This is a genomic window from Longimicrobium sp., assembly GCF_035474595.1.
In the GTDB taxonomy this organism is placed as follows: Bacteria; Gemmatimonadota; Gemmatimonadetes; order Longimicrobiales; family Longimicrobiaceae; genus Longimicrobium.
On record NZ_DATIND010000155.1, the window covers coordinates 226,987 to 242,129 of the forward strand.

15 protein-coding genes are annotated in these 15,143 nt (G+C 69.8%); 8 read left to right on the forward strand and 7 right to left on the reverse strand.

Going from position 1 to position 15,143, the window contains the following annotated elements; translation table 11 throughout:
- Positions 1 to 260: 260 nt before the first annotated feature.
- Complete coding sequence (locus VLK66_RS27380) at positions 261 to 905, reverse strand: hypothetical protein (protein ID WP_325312699.1); 645 nt, start codon at positions 903 to 905, stop codon at positions 261 to 263.
- Between the two features lie 239 nt (positions 906 to 1,144).
- Here VLK66_RS27380 and VLK66_RS27385 point away from each other — a divergent pair, with 239 nt between their 5' ends.
- The 4 genes from VLK66_RS27385 (at position 1,145) to VLK66_RS27400 (ending at position 5,176) form a co-directional block, all read left to right on the forward strand.
- Positions 1,145 to 3,469 (forward strand): prolyl oligopeptidase family serine peptidase, encoded by a 2,325-nt coding sequence (locus VLK66_RS27385; protein ID WP_325312700.1) that lies wholly within the window; start codon positions 1,145 to 1,147, stop codon positions 3,467 to 3,469.
- A 379-nt stretch (positions 3,470 to 3,848) separates the two neighbouring features.
- Positions 3,849 to 4,142 (forward strand): hypothetical protein, encoded by a 294-nt coding sequence (locus tag VLK66_RS27390; protein ID WP_325312701.1) that lies wholly within the window; start codon positions 3,849 to 3,851, stop codon positions 4,140 to 4,142.
- 166 nt (positions 4,143 to 4,308) lie between these two features.
- Positions 4,309 to 4,647: a hypothetical protein gene (locus VLK66_RS27395; RefSeq protein WP_325312702.1), complete on the forward strand. Its 339-nt coding sequence runs from the start codon at positions 4,309 to 4,311 to the stop codon at positions 4,645 to 4,647.
- Positions 4,634 to 5,176: a DUF6036 family nucleotidyltransferase gene (locus VLK66_RS27400; RefSeq protein ID WP_325312703.1), complete on the forward strand. Its 543-nt coding sequence runs from the start codon at positions 4,634 to 4,636 to the stop codon at positions 5,174 to 5,176. The genes VLK66_RS27395 and VLK66_RS27400 overlap by 14 nt, the downstream gene beginning before the upstream one ends.
- 65 nt (positions 5,177 to 5,241) lie before the next feature.
- Here the strand turns inward: VLK66_RS27400 and VLK66_RS27405 are convergent, their stop codons facing one another.
- Positions 5,242 to 5,427 (reverse strand): CsbD family protein, encoded by a 186-nt coding sequence (locus tag VLK66_RS27405; protein WP_325312704.1) that lies wholly within the window; start codon positions 5,425 to 5,427, stop codon positions 5,242 to 5,244.
- Between the two features lie 530 nt (positions 5,428 to 5,957).
- Between VLK66_RS27405 and VLK66_RS27410 the strand changes: the two genes are divergently transcribed.
- Both VLK66_RS27410 and VLK66_RS27415 read left to right on the forward strand, forming a co-directional pair.
- Positions 5,958 to 7,268, forward strand: coding sequence for a S8 family peptidase (locus tag VLK66_RS27410; RefSeq protein ID WP_325312705.1), 1,311 nt, complete (start codon positions 5,958 to 5,960; stop codon positions 7,266 to 7,268).
- A gap of 172 nt (positions 7,269 to 7,440) precedes the next feature.
- Entirely contained in the window at positions 7,441 to 8,193 is a 753-nt protein-coding gene (locus VLK66_RS27415; protein ID WP_325312706.1) for a hypothetical protein, read from the forward strand.
- Between the two features lie 129 nt (positions 8,194 to 8,322).
- Here the strand turns inward: VLK66_RS27415 and VLK66_RS27420 are convergent, their stop codons facing one another.
- The 5 genes from VLK66_RS27420 to VLK66_RS27440 form a co-directional block, all read right to left on the reverse strand.
- Positions 8,323 to 9,033, reverse strand: coding sequence for an ABC transporter ATP-binding protein (locus tag VLK66_RS27420; protein WP_325312707.1), 711 nt, complete (start codon positions 9,031 to 9,033; stop codon positions 8,323 to 8,325).
- 56 nt (positions 9,034 to 9,089) lie between these two features.
- The gene (locus VLK66_RS27425; protein ID WP_325312708.1) at positions 9,090 to 11,501 is read right to left on the reverse strand and encodes an ABC transporter permease; all 2,412 of its coding nucleotides are present in this window, start codon (positions 11,499 to 11,501) and stop codon (positions 9,090 to 9,092) included.
- A 259-nt stretch (positions 11,502 to 11,760) separates the two neighbouring features.
- Positions 11,761 to 12,201, reverse strand: coding sequence for a type II toxin-antitoxin system VapC family toxin (locus VLK66_RS27430; protein ID WP_325312709.1), 441 nt, complete (start codon positions 12,199 to 12,201; stop codon positions 11,761 to 11,763).
- A 291-nt stretch (positions 12,202 to 12,492) separates the two neighbouring features.
- A complete protein-coding gene (locus tag VLK66_RS27435) occupies positions 12,493 to 12,876 on the reverse strand; it encodes a response regulator (RefSeq protein ID WP_325312710.1) in 384 nt (127 codons plus the stop codon).
- 155 nt (positions 12,877 to 13,031) lie between these two features.
- The gene (locus tag VLK66_RS27440) at positions 13,032 to 13,604 is read right to left on the reverse strand and encodes a DUF488 domain-containing protein (RefSeq protein WP_325312711.1); all 573 of its coding nucleotides are present in this window, start codon (positions 13,602 to 13,604) and stop codon (positions 13,032 to 13,034) included.
- 243 nt (positions 13,605 to 13,847) lie between these two features.
- Here VLK66_RS27440 and VLK66_RS27445 point away from each other — a divergent pair, with 243 nt between their 5' ends.
- Positions 13,848 to 14,081, forward strand: a complete 234-nt coding sequence (locus tag VLK66_RS27445) for a hypothetical protein (RefSeq protein ID WP_325312712.1) — start codon at positions 13,848 to 13,850, stop codon at positions 14,079 to 14,081.
- Between the two features lie 148 nt (positions 14,082 to 14,229).
- Positions 14,230 to 14,661 carry an HD domain-containing protein gene (locus tag VLK66_RS27450; protein ID WP_325312713.1) on the forward strand — a complete coding sequence of 144 codons (432 nt, stop codon included), beginning with the start codon at positions 14,230 to 14,232 and terminating at the stop codon, positions 14,659 to 14,661.
- Positions 14,662 to 15,143: the final 482 nt, after the last annotated feature.

Sequence of the window (15,143 nt, forward strand, 5' to 3'; positions counted from 1 at the left end):
ATCTCCTGACCTCTTCGTCTGATATGATACCAGATCCTGGAGATCAGCTCGTGCATCCGCACCGCACCCACCCGACGTCATCCTGAGGCCGGCCACCCTGCAACCTGCACCAACACAACACCTTGCAGGCCGAAGGATCTGTGGGCGCGGCAGCACGTGAGCTGGACGGATGCACCGATCCTTCTCCCGGATCTCGTATGAAGCAACGAACCCCTCGCCGGTGGCCCGGCGAGGGGTTCGTCATCTTCCTCCCAAACCGCTCAGGGGAGCGGCTCGACCCGGCGGATCTCCGGGAGCGAATCCTCGTTCGTCGCCGGCGCGTCGTCGGTCGATGCGTCCGTCGAAGACCCGTCATCGGACGGCTTGTCGCTCGGCTTGCCGCCCTCCGTTGCCGTGCTGGCGGAGTCCGAGGACGCGTCCGATCCCACCACCGGCTTCCCTCCCGAGGTGTCCCCGGTCACGACCGTGCTGTCCCCGCCGAAGGAGCGGCTCTCGCTGGCGCGCTTGCCGATGGCGGAGATGACGAAGAACGCGATCGCCGCCAGCACGATCAGCGCGCCGCACCCGCCGCAGCCCAGGATGATCGGCATCTTGCTGCGCGGCTGCTGCGGCGGCGGGCCGCCCGCGTATCCCCCGGGACCGCCCGGACCGCCGGGTCCGCCGGGGTACTGCCCGCCGGGATAGCCGCCCTGGCCCGGGCCGCCCGGATAGCCCTGGTTGGGCGCGCCCGGACCGGGGCCGCCGGGATGGCCCTGGTTCGGACCGCCCTGCCACGGGCCGCCGGTGTAGCCGCCCTGCCCGCCGCCGCCGTACGGAGGGGGAGGAGGAGGAGGCGTGCCGCCGCCGCCGAACGGGGGCGGGGGAGGCGGTCCGCCCGGGGGCGGCGGAGGAGGATAGTCGCTCATGGAGATGTGGGATCCTGGGAACGAGTCCGGCGTGGGCGCGCGCGCCGCGCGGTGATTCGGGGTACGGACGCTAGATACAGCGCCGCGCGGCGGAGAGCAAGCGCCTTGCACCCGTAGCCGGCCGATCCGGGACGGTTCGCGCCGTGGCGTCCGCCGCCCCGCGTTGTATCCCCGCGGCGCATCCCGTATACTCCGCGCGGAATCCGCACATCGATCCACCCGAAGCCCCCGAAGTCTCCATGACCCCGTCGAGAAGCCTGGGCGCGGCCCTGGCGGCGCTCGCCGTCGCCGCGACCGCGTCCGCGCAGACCGCGGCGCCCGCGCGCACCGCGCCGGCGTTCGAGCTGACCGTCGCCAGCATCATGCGCGGGCCGCTGCTGGTGGGCCGCTCGCCCGACGAGGTGCGCTGGTCCGCCGACTCGCGCGCCGTGTGGTACCGCTGGCGCGAGCCCGAGGCCCGCGACACCGCCACGCACCTGTACCGCGTCGCGGCCGAAGGCGGCGCCCCCGTGGCCGTGGCCGACACCGCCGCGTTCTGGGCCGCCCCCGCCGAGACGGGCCGCTGGACCGCCGCCCGCACGCGCCGCGCCGAAGAGCGCAGCGGCGACATCTTCGTGGTGGACGCCGACGGGCGCACGCGCCGCATCACCCAGACGCCGGCCCGCGAGCGGGGCGCGCACCTCTCGCCCGATGGGCGCACCGTCTACTTTCTCAGCAGCAACAACGTCTGGGCGGTGGACGTGGACGGCGGCGGGCCCGTGCGCCAGATCACCGACCTGCGCACCGACGACGCGCCCAAGCAGGACACCACGAAGGGGCAGCGCGGCTACCTCGAGAACCAGCAGCGCGAGCTGTTCGGCGTCATCCGCGACCGCCGCGCGCAGCGGCTGCACGGGCAGGAGGTGGACTCGCTCCGCCGCGGGGTGCCGCCCGTCTACCTGGGGAAGAATTCGACGGTCGCGTCGGCCGAGGTGTCGCCGTCGGGGCGGTACCTTCTCCTCGGCGTCGGGCAGCGGGTGGAGGGCGAGAAGGCGGTGATCGTCGCCAACTTCGTCACCGAGAGCGGCTACACCGACACGCTAAAGGTCCGCGGCAAGGTGGGCGAGGTGCAGGCCTTCCAGCGCGCCGCGATGGTCGACCTGGCCACCGGGCGGGTGAGCTGGATCGAGCCGGAGGCGAAGGAGCGCAAGCTCACGCTCACCGCCTTGTCCTGGTCGCCGCGGTCCGACCGCGCGCTCCTCATGGGCATCCCCGCCGACTACAAGGACCGCTGGATCTACGTCGCCGGGCCCGACGCGAAGACGACCACCATCGACCACATCCACGACGACGCGTGGGTCGGCGGCCCCGGCTTCTTCTCCGCGGGATGGCTCCCCGACGAGCGCGTCTGGTTCGTGAGCGAGCGCACCGGCTGGGCGCACCTCTACACCGTCGGCGCGACGGGGGGAGACGCGCGGGCGGTGACGGCGGGGCGGTGGGAGGTGAGGGACGTGCAGCTCTCGCGCGACGGTCGCACCTTCTTCGTGGCGACCAGCGAGACGCACCCGGGTGAGCAGAACCTCTACGCCGTATCCGCGGACGGCGGGGCGCGCACCCGGCTGACCCCGCTGGACGGGTGGACGGACGCGCAGGTATCGCCCGACGGGCGCTGGATCGCGCTGCTGCGGTCGACGGCCGACGCGCCGCCGGAGCTGTACCTGATGCCCAACCGCGCCGGCGCCCAGCCGCGCCAGGTGACGCGCTCGACGACCGCCGAGTTCCGCACCGGGCCGTGGATCCGGCCGCAGGTGGTCGAGGTCCCCACGCGCGACGGGCAGACGGCGTACGCGCGCATCTACCGCCCGCGCGAGCTGGGCGCGCAGCCGAACGGCGCCGCCATCCTCTTCGTGCACGGCGCCGGCTATCTGCAGGACGCGCATCGCGGCTGGTCGACGTACTACCGCGAGTACCTGTTCAACCACCTGCTGGCGTCGCGCGGTTACACCGTGATGGACGTGGACTACCGCGGCTCGGCGGGGTACGGCGCGGCGTGGCGCACCGGCATCTACCGCCACATGGGCGGCAAGGACCTGGACGACGAGGTCGATGCCGCGCGCTGGCTGGTGGCCAACGAGGGGGTCGATGCGAAGCGGATCGGGATGTACGGCGGCTCGTACGGCGGGTTCATGACGCTGATGGCGCTCTTCACCCAGCCGGACGTGATCCGCTCGGGCGCGGCGCTGCGCTCGGTGACCAACTGGGCCAACTACAACCACGGCTACACCAGCCGCATCCTGAACCTGCCGCAGGACGATTCGGTGGCCTACCGCCAGTCCTCGCCCATCTACTTCGCCGAGGGATTGAAGGGCGACCTGCTGATGCTGCACGGGATGGTGGACACCAACGTGAACTTCCAGGACATCGTGGAGCTGAACCAGCGGCTGATCGAGCTGGGGAAGACCCACTGGGAGCTGGCCGTGTACCCGGTCGAGGACCACGGCTTCGTGCGCCCCGAGTCGTGGACCGACGAGTACCGCCGCATCCTGGAGCTGTTCGAGCGCACGCTGCAAAGCCCGGCCAGATAGCCGGGGCGCTGGCGACGGTGGACGACGATTTTCCCGAGCGGGCCGGCCTCTGCCGGCCCGTTTCGCATGGACGAGCGATCTGCCGGGCAAGGCGAGGAGAGCAGATGAACCTTGCGAAGCGACAAACTGCGACGCATAGATGTGGCACAGTTTACGCATTCCGAACGACAATCCATCGACAAGCGACCGACGGGCGTCCGGGGGGCGGGGACGCGGGCCGGGGGCGGGATACCCCCGGAGGCTGTTCGCAAACACTTGGGGATCAAGAACTTAGAAGAATAGCTGGTGGCACGCGGGTTGCTCCTGATCCTGGTCAACGACACACGGGGCCCGTCCCCGGGGTCGAACGGTGAAACCGCCGAAGGAGGAGGAAGGACCGATGACGAACCGTGTCGCCAACGTTCTCGCCGAGACGCTCCCGCAGCCCAAGGGGCCGTTCACCGACGCCGAGGCCCTCGAGCTGCTGATGGCCTATCGCAAGGATCCCTCGGACGTGCCGTGCCCGCTGTGCGGCCCCGGCAACATCGAGGTGCTGGCCTTCATCGAGCCGCAGATCGACCCGAACGGCTTCGCGTCGGTCACCGAGCCCGAGGGCGAGTACGCCGCCGCGCTCTACTGCCACAAGTGCTACCGCGCGGTCGGGATCCTCGCCGGCGCCATCCGCGAGGCCTGACCGGCGAGACACCTGGTCCGGCACGAACATCGGCAGTCCTTCCTCGACGATGGGGATCACGGCGGCGCCCAACCGGGCGCCGCTGTCGCTTTGGTGGGATTTCAGCCTTGTCCATCACGCGCCCGGACCATTGACGTCGTCTGGATTTTGCAATCTCGGAGGCAGGATGACGATAAGGGGCTTGCGGGCGACCGCACGTTCGCACGAATGGCTGGATGAGCGCAGCCGAGCGCTGCACGTGCGCGTGGGCGAGAAGCTGCGCGACAATCCGGCGCTGGTCTCGATGGCGCTCGCCAACCTCGATCGGTGGGAACGGCAGAGCGGGCCGGATCGGGCATGGGCCGAATGGCGCGAGATCCTGACGTCGAAGTCGATCTCGGAGATCGTGGCGCTGCTGCAGGAAGATTCCGAGAACGCGAATCGTCTCCGCCAGTCCTCCCCGTTCGCCGGCGCGCTGACGGAGGACGAACGCATGGCCGTCTTCAGGGAATATGCGGCGCTTTGAGCTGGAGCACGCGATCCGCGCCGCGTGCGACATCTCCGATCGCGAGGAGGTGGTGATCGTCGACAGCCAAGCCGTGCTTGCGCAGTTCCCTCGCGCACCCGACGAGATCACCTACTCGCGTGAGGTCGACATCTTCGCCGACCATGACCCGGTCGCCACCGATCTTATCGACGGCGTGCTTGGTGAGTTCTCGCAGTTCAGCAGCACGCACGGCTTCTACGTGCACGGGATCGGGCCGGAGACGGCGGTGCTGCCGGAGGGGTGGCGGGAACGGCTGGTGCCGGTGCGGAACGAGAACACGCGCGGGTGCACCGGGTGGTGCCTGGAGGTCCACGACGTGGCCGCGAGCAAGCTGGTGGCGGGGCGGGAGAAGGACCTGGACTACGTCGCCGCGCTGTTCCGGCACGCGATGATCGCGGCGGCGGTGCTCGACGTGCGGATCGCCGCGCTGCCGGTGCCGGAGGACCGGCGGGCGCACCTCGCGCGCGTGGCCGCCCGGCTGGCGCGCGAAGCCGCGGCGGGCGGGTGAGAACGGAATCGGGGCGGGAGGCCGCGTGGCCTCCCGCCCCGATGACTGCCGTCCGGGCTCCGGAATCAGAGCTTGCGGCCGACGTCTTCCTCGCCCTTGCCGAAGGTGTCCTGGATCTTCCCCTTCAGGCGGTCGAGCTTGCCCTCGCCCTGCAGGCTCTCGTCGCCCGTCAGGCCGCCGACCGCGTCCTTCACGCGGCCCTTCAGGTCCTTGCCCTGCCCCTCGAGCTGGTTGCCGAGGCCGTCATTCATCAGGTCGTGGTCCGCCATCGCCCCACCTCCATCGGATTAGAGTCTCCGTCGCCTTCGCCGGGGAGGTAGTGCAAAGGCTATACCGCATTCCAGGACGTGATCGAAGTTATCTTGTTGTGATACCGAATGTTACGCTTCTCCTCGATGTTTGCGCCACGCGCTCGGAAGTAGCTCGCGCAGTCCGGCACGCCGAGGGAGCCGATATCGCTGCAGCATCCGCGCGCGGCGGTCCGCGGTGAACGACGATCGGAGTTCGGGCCACCGGACCAGGTATCCTGCATCATCCCCGTGCAGGAGACGGATGTGCACCAGCATTGTGCAGCCGCACCAGCACGGTTCACGGGTGCGAATGCGCCACCGCGTCGTAAGTACCTGTGAATAAATCACTTGCTAGATTGATAGAGGGTTCTGGAGATGGCTTCTCGCTTGCGGCGATCTCTCCCTGCACGAAATCCCCATTTCGGCGCCTCCCACGGCCAGCCACCCACCGCTGGCTCCACTGACCCATCCAGTTGGAAGGAGATCCACGCATGAACCGTTTCCACCCTGCGGCCCTGGCCGCGCTGGTGTTCGCCGCGGCCTGCTCGGACGGCGCGGACCGGACGCTGGGCCCCACGCTCGATCAGCCCACGGCCGCGGCCGCCACGCGCGCGCCCGAGGAGGTGATGCCGGGCGAGGTGCTGGTGAAGTTCAAGCCGGGGATGAGCGCCGTTAGCGTTGGCGGCGAGCACGGCCTGCGGCTGAGCGTGACGGGCTTCCGGAACGCCTTCTCGGTGATGCGGACCTCGGAGGGGAACGAGCGCGCGGCCGCCGCCGAGCTCCGCGCCGACCCGCGCGTGGAGTGGGCCGAGCCCAACTACCTGCGCCAGCCGACCGCCATCAACCCGAACCTGTGGGCGTTCTTCAACCCGGGCGGGCTGAACATGAAGTTCAGCTCCGGGAAGAGCTCGGGGCAGCCGCTGGGCGCCAGCTACGCGTCGAAGGCCGACGCCGACATGGACAACATCGAGGGCTACGCCGCGGGCGGCGCCGACGTGGTGGTGGGCAGCATCGACACCGGCGTGGACCTGACGCACGTGGAGTTCACCGGCCGCCTGATCCTGGGCCAGGACTGGTACAACAATGACAACAGCCCCGCGGACGACGACGGCCACGGCTCGCACACGTCGGGCACCATGGCGGGGACCACGGTGGGCGTGGCGGGCGTCTCGGGCGCGTCGCCGCACGTGAAGATCTTCGTGCAGAAGGTGTGCGGCCGCCGCGGCTGCCCGGTGTCGGCCATCGCCAGCGCCATCCGCGCCGCGGCCGACCAGCCGAACCTCGTCGCCATGAACCTGTCGATCGGCGGCAGCAGCGAGTCGCAGGCGGAGAAGGACGCGATCGCCTACGCCACCAGCAAGAACGTGCTGGTCATCGCCTCGGCCGGCAACTCGGCCATCGGCACCGTGGAGTGCCCGGCCTGCGACCCCAGCGCCATCTCCGTGGCCGCGCTGGACTGGAAGGACGTGCTGGCGTCGTACTCCAACTGGGGCCCGGGGCTGGACATCAGCGCGCCCGGCGGCAACTGCTACAGCAACACCACGCCCGAGGGCTGCATCTACAGCGCGTACAAGGGTGGCGGCTACGCCTGGCTGCAGGGGACGTCGATGGCCGCGCCGCAGGTCACGGGCACGGCCGGCGTGGTGGCCTCGGTTACCGGCCTGCGCGGCGCCGCGCTTCGCAGCCGCATCCTGGGCACCGCGGACGACCTGGGCGCCGCGGGCAACGACAACACCTTCGGCGCGGGCCGCGTGAACACCTACCGCGCGGTGACCAACTCGTCGCTGGCGGGCGGGCTGTAAGCCGAAGCACGACGGAAGTACGGAAGTACGAGAGTACGGAAGTACGAGAGTACGGAAGTACGAAAAAGCCGGGGCCGCACCTTTCGGGGTGCGGCCCCGGCCGTTTTGCGTGGCCCTGCCTGTGCGTCAACGCGTCCGGGAGATGAATCCACCCTGCACGCCACGGTTCCCGATGCGCACACGACCCATCCTCGCCCTCGCCCTCACCGCGCTGCTCGCCGGCGGATGCGGTTCGCGGGGCGGTGACTCCCGGCGGGCGGGGGATGATCAGGGCGGGGGCGATCGGAAGACGGCCGCCGCGGACACCACGGCCCTGGCCCAGGACGACACGGCGGATTTCGACGAGGACGACGCGTCCGACACGCATCATCGCTGGCAGGTGAAGACGACGCTCGCTGCGGAAGCCGATCCCGCGCACGGAGCGAGGGTGCCGCTCGGCGATCTGCTCGCGCTGCCGGACGCGCCCGGGGTGGGGAAGAGCGACGGCCGGTACCAGACGGCGCGCATCCCCGAGCCCATCGGCCGGGCGGGGATGCGCGAGGGGCAGATCGTGACCACGCGCGGCTGGCTGCACCTGGTCGCGCATCCCGCCGACGACGACTACCACCTGCAGCTCACCACCAGCCGGGCGGACGGCAACCACTGCCTGATCGTCGAGATCCCCGATCCGCAGAAGGTGGGCGACGCACGCCTGCGCCCGCTGGTGGAGGCGGCGCGCCAGTGGGTGCGCGACCACGCGCTCGCCGGCGACAGGCCGAAGAAGAAGGGAACGGAGCTCGACACCCCCATCTACGTCACCGTCACCGGCGCGCTCTTCTACGACGACGCGCACGTCGGCGAGCCCCCGCGCGGCAAGCGCGGCCAGCTCGCCGCCACGCTCTGGGAGATCCATCCCGTCACGTCGATCACCGCCGCGACACCGTAAACAGAAGTGCGGAAGTGCGTGAGTGCGGAAGTGCGCTGGGTCCGTGTAGATCCGACGCACTCACGCCCTTCCGCACTTCCGCACTCTTTTCCGTTCCGTACTTCCGTACTCTCGTACTTTCGTACTCCTTCACACCCCCGCCAGCATCGCCTCCGCGGGCGCCTCGACCACCTGGCCGTCGAACATGTGGATGGTGCGGTCGGCGTACTCGGCGTAGCGCGGGTCGTGCGTCACCATCACGATCGTCGAGCCCTGGCGGTGCAGGTCCGCCAGCAGGTCCATCACCTGCCCGCCGTTGGCCGAGTCCAGGTTCCCCGTCGGCTCGTCGGCCAGCAGCACGCTGGGGTCGCCCGCGATCGCCCTGGCCACGGCCACGCGCTGCTGCTGGCCGCCGGAGAGCTGCGACGGGTAGTGCTTCATCCGGTGGTCCATCTTCACCTTCTCCAGCGCCTCGGCCACGCGCCGCTTCCGCTCGCCCGCGGGGAGGCCGCGGTAGGTCAGCGGCAGCTCCACGTTCTCGGCCACCGTCAGGTCGCCGATCAGGTTGAACGCCTGGAAGATGAAGCCGATCTCGCGGTTGCGGATCTCCGCGCGGCGCGCCGGCTTCAGCCGCGCCACCGGCTCGCCGTTCAGCACGTGCTCGCCGCTGGTGGGCGAGTCCAGCAGCCCCAGGATGGAGAGGAGCGTGGTCTTCCCGCACCCCGACGGCCCGGCGATGGACACGTACTCGCCGCGGCGGATGTCCAGGCTCACCCCGGCCAGCGCGTGCGTCTCCACCTCTTCCGTCATGAACACCCGGGTGACGTCCGTCATCCGGATCAGCGAATCGTTCGTCTCCATCGGTCGCTCTCCCGCGTCGTCGGTTTGGGCGCCGGCCGCTGGCCGGCGCGGGAAGGTCATTCGTAGCGCAGCGCCACCATCGGGTCCACCCGCGTGGCCCGGCGCGCGGGGATGTACGACGCGGCCAGCGCGGCCAGCGCCAGCACGGCCAGCGTGGCGCCGTAGGTCACCGCGTCGATCGGGCTCACCTGGAACAGGATGATCGTCAGCAGCGACCCCAGCGCGTATGCCAGGCCCAAGCCGAGGACGAGGCCGATCACGAGCTGGATGATCCCCTGGCGCATGATCAGCCGCACCACGTCGCGCGGCTTGGCGCCCAGCGCCATCCGCACCCCCATCTCGCGGGTGCGGCGGCTCACGTTGAAGGCCATCACACCGTAGAGGCCGACCGCCGCCAGGACCAGCGCCACCGCGCCCATGATCATGAACAGCGCGCCGAACACCCGGTAGAACCAGGTCTCGTCGTCGATCCGCTCCTGCAGCGTCTTCACGAAGTAGATGGGAAGGTCGGGGTCCAGGCTCGCCACCAGGTTGCGCACCGGCGCCGTCATGGCCCCCGGCGGCGTGCCGCGCGGGCGGATGACCACGCTCACGTAGCGCTGCGGGGCCTGCGCGAAGGGGAGGTAGACCGATTCGGGCTTCTTGTTGTCGGTCCCGTCGACCCACATGTCCGGAACCACGCCCACGATGGTCCGCCACGGCTCGGTGCTCTTCGCGTCGCCGAAGCGGAAGCGCCGGCCGACGGGGCTGGCGCCGCCGAAGTACTTCTTCACGAAGCTGCGGTTCACGATGGCCACGGGGTCGCTGGTGCGCGTGTCGCCGCTGCCGAAGTCGCGCCCCTCGAGCTGCACCTGGAAGGTGCGGAAGTACCCCGGGTAGGTGTTGACGAAATGCGTCTCGGGGTAGTCGCGCGGCTGCGCGTACGCCTTGCCCTCCACCGCGAAGGTCGAGGTGGGTCCGCCCAGCACCGGCAGCATCCCGGTCAGCGTGTACGACTCCACGCCCTGCAGGTCGGCCAGCCGCTGGTACAGCTGGTCGAAGAAGCGCACCTGCGCCACGCTGTCGCGGTACACCGTCTCCGGCAGCCCCACCCGCGCGGTGAAGATCGTCCGCGTGGGAAAGCCGTAGTCCATGTTGCGCAGCCGCGTCACGCTCTTGATGGTGAGCCCGGCGGCGACCAGGAGCCCGACGGAGAGGGCGATCTCGAACACCACCAGCGCGCGCGACAGCCGCCCGCCGCGGAAGGACGACGACCCGCGCGACTCGTCCTTCAGCACCTCGTTGACGTTGGCCCCCGAGGCGCGAATGGCCGGAAGGACGCCCGCCACGAAGGTGGAGAAGAGGGTGATGGCCAGCACGAACAGCAGGATCGGCCCGTCGATGCGGATGCGGATCCAGAACGGCGGCTCGGTGCTGGCGATGGCCGCGTTGAACAGCTTCACCCCCTCCACCGCCATCAGCGTCCCCAGCACGGCCGCAATCATGGCCATCGCCAAGGGCTCGGTGAGGAACTGCATGATCACGCGTGCGCGGCTGGCCCCCATCGCCGTGCGGATCCCCACCTCCTTGGCCCGCATCGCCGCCTGCGAGAGCAGCAGGTTGGCCACGTTGGCGCAGGCGATCAGGAGGACGAGGAACACGGCGAAGAGCATGGTGCCCAGCAGCTTCGTCGGCTCGTCGCCGATGAACGACCTGGTGTACGGCTCCACGTAGGCGGTGATGTCCTTGTTGCTCTCGGGGTACTGTGCGGCCAGCCGCCGGGCGATCCCCTTCACCTCCGTGTCGGCCTGCTGCATCGACACGCCCGGGCGGAGGCGGCCGAACGTGAACAGGTCGTCACCGTCGCCGCGTTTGGCCGGGAGCGGGTTGCGCAGGGTGAGCCAGAGCTTTTCGCTCGAGGGGAACTCGAAGCCCTTCGGCATCACCCCGATCACCTCGGCCTGCTCGCCGTTCACCCGGATGGTGCGGCCGATGATGCCGCGGTCGCCGCCGTAGCGGTTCTGCCAGATGGCGTAGCCCAGCACCACCACCGCGGGCGCGCCCACCGCGTCCTCGCCGGGGCCGAAGGTGCGGCCCAGCAGCGGCTGCGCGCGGATGAGCTGGAAGGTGTTGGCGGTGAGGTACGCGCCGTCGAAGCGCTCGGGCTTCTCGGTGCCGCTCACCGTCATGGTGCCGCTGCTGAACGCGCCCAGCCCCTCGAACGAGCGCTGCTGGGCGCGGTAGTCGTCGAAGTCGTGCGGGGTGAGGTCCATCTGCTTCTGGTCGCGCGGCGGGTTGGCGCGGCGGACGGCCACCACGCGCTCGCCGTGCTCGAAGGGAAGCCCGCGCAGCAGCGCTCCGTAGACGATGCTGAACATCGTCGTGGTCAGCCCGATCCCCAGCGCCAGGGTCACGACCGAAAGCGCCGAGAACCCCGGGTTGTGGACCAGCTTCCGCGCGCCGTAGCGGAGGTCCTGTAGAAGGCTCATGGGTCCGGCTCTGGTAGGGGTGCGGGGCGCGGAGGCGTCCCGGTCCGGACGGCCGGGCATGGAGGGAGGGCCCGGTCCGAATTCTGGTTTGCGTTGGCCCCTACGGCACCCGCCGCGGCAAGGTTTCGCGCATCACGAAACGGCCATAACGGGAGATGGAGACCGTCCGCGAGGACCGGCATCGGAGTCCGTGGATATGAAAAAGCGCAGGCGGGACGGATGATCGTCTCGCCTGCGATTCGGGTCGGGAATTCCGAGGCTAGTTGGGGAAGGGCGGAACGAAATCGAACCGCTCCACCTTCCGGATCAGCTCGAAGTCGCGGAGGTTGGCCGTGACGAGCGTGTGCCCGAACTGCCGGCACGAGGCGGCGAGCATCACGTCGTGGATGAACGAGCGGGCGAACTTGCCGGGCGCGATGAATCCGCGGACTGCCAGCTGCCGCAGGATCTCCCCCGCCCGCTTCCATGTTTCGTACGTCGGGACGATCAGCCGGTTGCGCTTCTCGAAGGGCCGGATGAGCGATTCCTGCGCACGCCGAGCCCGTTCGGGGCTGATTGCCCCGGCGAGCATTTCCTGAACGACGATGGCGTGGAGGTGCGTGGAGGGGAGATGTGAATCGTAGAATGCCGCGAGCGCCTCGGCTCGCGAGGGCTCGCGGTCAGCGTCGATGTACAGGTTCGTGTCCAGGATGAACCCCACCGGTAGACTCCCCGTCGTCGGCGTAGATGTCGCGGAGACTGTTCGACCCCGCCATGCGTCGCACGCCTTCCAGCACCTCTTTCTTGAACTCCGCCAGGTCGAGCGATGCGTCGGCCGTTTCGGAGCTCGTTCGCGTTCCGGAACTGCCTGGCGCACGCCGGGGGACCCGCGGCGGGTTCAGCATGCTTTTTCTCGGCTTGGGCATGAACCACCCCCGTTTACGTTGTGCAACTCGGAATGTAGAAAAATCTCCCTGGAACGTCAAGGCCGCACCTGCGCGGCCGATGCTGGTCAGGCAGCGGGGTTAGCCGGCCCGATGCGGCTGCGGACGTCGGCGAGGAAGTGCGGGGGGAGGACGGGCTTGATCAGCACGCCGTCGAACCCCTCGCTCCCCAGCCGCTCGCGGTCGATGGAGAGCGCCATCGCCGTCAGCATCACCACGGGAATGTGGCGGGTACGGTCGTCGGACTTCAGCTGGCGGTTGGCCTCGCGGCCGTCCATCACCGGCATGGCCAGGTCCATCACGATCAGGTCCGGGCGGTGCTCCTGCGCCAGCTCCACCGCCTCCCGGCCGTTGCGGGCGCCGAGCGTGCGGTAGCCGTCGCGCTCCAGCATGAGCTGCAGCGCGATGCGGTTGTCCTCGTGGTCGTCGGCCAGCAGGACCGTTTTCGGCATCGGGCCGTTGCGGAGATGGTGCCGGGTGTGGTGACGGTACGGGGAAGGTGCCGGCCGCGGCGCCGCCGCGCAAGCGCAGGTCGGAACGGTGCTCCGAAGCGCAAGAAGGGCGCCGCCAACGAAACAAACCGTACACGCGTTTGCTCCGCAAGCGTTTACGCGAAGAGGTCCTCCTGCACCCCCGGCGCGGCGGGGTAGATGACGGTGCCGTCACCGCGCACCACGGCGTGCTCGGAGAGCCGCGCCGGCGACGCCTGGCCCGGCCCGATGATGTCGGCCACGGGGATGCCGCGGGCCAGCAGCGCGTCGGTGATCAGGCGCCGGTGGCAGCGCCAGGGGACGGCCTCGGCGCACATGATCACCGCCGTCCGCTCGCGGGAGAGCGCGACCAGCCGGTCCAGCGCGTCGCGGAACGGCGGCGTGGCCATGTAGTCGGCGTACGCACGGAACGCATCGTTGCGCCACGCCGTGTTCGGCGACGCCGCGCCCGCCTCGGAGCTGCGCCGGCCGCCCAGCGCCTCGGCGTGCACGTAGCCGATCCCCGCCTCCTGCAGCGACGCAGCCAGTGCCGCGCTCCCGAACTGCGGGTGCCGGCGCGAGCCGGGAAAGCGCCGCACGTCGGCCAGCAGCTCCACCCCGTGCTCCCGCAGCAGGGCGATGAACTGCTCGATCGTGCGGGTGCTGTGCCCGATGGTGTAGATCGTCCGCGCCTCTTCCATCATCTCCATCCGTCCCGGCGAGCTCCCTCGCTCATCCACAACCGATCTCCCGGCCCACGGATCCTCCTCCGCATCCTCCGTGAGATCCCCATCTTCTTCCGGATCCATCCCGTGCGCCAGGCCGATTCCGTCCAGAGTTTGTCGATGGATGTGGCTCCATCTGCCGAATTCGCTTCGGCTTACCGGCCGTCTGCAACGGCGCGGTGCTTGCATTTCGCCGAGTTGCACCTTGTGGACCCGCGGGAAAGAGACATGCGAACGCTGTACGACAACGAAGGGCGGTCCTGGCGCGTCTGGCACGTGCGGCCGCAGAGCGGGGTCCTGAAGGGCGCCTCGCCCGAGCTGGCCAACGGCTGGCTCTGCTTCGAGAGCGATTCGGAAAAGCGCCGCCTGGCCGAGCCGCGCGTGGACTGGGAGTCGATCGCCGACGACGAGCTGCTGGCCCTGCTCGCCGAGGCCAGGTCGGTCGTCAAGGCCACTGCCTGACCGAACGAGCAGACGGGAGATGGAGATGGAGATGGAGATGGAGATGGAGATGGAGCGGCGTCCGGGAGATCCCGGGCGCCGCTTTCGCTTTGGGCCCCGGCCGCGTAATCTCGTCGCCGGACGATCCCCATCTCCCGGAGGCGAACGCGTGGCCGACATCGAAGAAGCGATCCGCATCGCGGTGGAGGCGCACCGCGGGCAGCGCGACCGCGGCGGCGCGCCCTATATCCTGCACCCGCTGCGGGTGATGTTCCGCGTGCAGACCGAGGCCGAGCGCATGGCCGCCGTGCTGCACGACGTGGTGGAGGACAGCTCGTGGACGCTGGACGACCTGCGCGCCCGCGGCTTCGCCGACGAGGTCGTGGCCGCCGTGGACGCGCTGTCGAAGCGCGAGGGCGAGGACTACGACGCGTTCGTGGACCGCGCGGCGGCGCACCCGGTGGCCCGGCGCGTGAAGATCGCCGATCTGGAAGACAACATGGACGTGCGCCGCACCGGCACCGTCGGCGAGGGCGACGCCGACCGGCTGAACCGGTATCTCCGCGCCTGGCGCCGGCTGACCGCGGACACGGGCGGCTGAGCGCGAAGGCGGCCGAGGAGCTCATACCGGACGTGGCAATCACCTTTGCATTCCAAACGCACATAGAGACGTCATCCTGAGGCCGGCCACGCCGTCGTTCCCCTCGCACGAACGGTTGCAGGCCGAAGGATCTATGGGCGAGGTCGCACGTGCGCTGCCGGATTGCAGGATCAATCCCCCAACTCGTATCAGGTGGCGGGTGACCGGGTTCACGGCCGCTGCAAGCGAGTTGCGGCAGGCGTGCTTCTTGCGCCTTCAGGGGCATCCCCAAGCCTCCACCACACCTCTGGAGATTCCCCATGCAGCGCAAGCTCGTGCGCCTTTTCGTGATCGGACTCACCCTCTTCCTGCCTGGATGTCTCGTCGTAACCTGCGGCACCTGAAGTATTTGCGCCCATGCATCCGCTCCCGCTGAACGCGGTCGGAGAGCGGGCGGACGGCAGATACGGCGGCGGCGCATCCCCGGTCCGGGATGCGCCGCC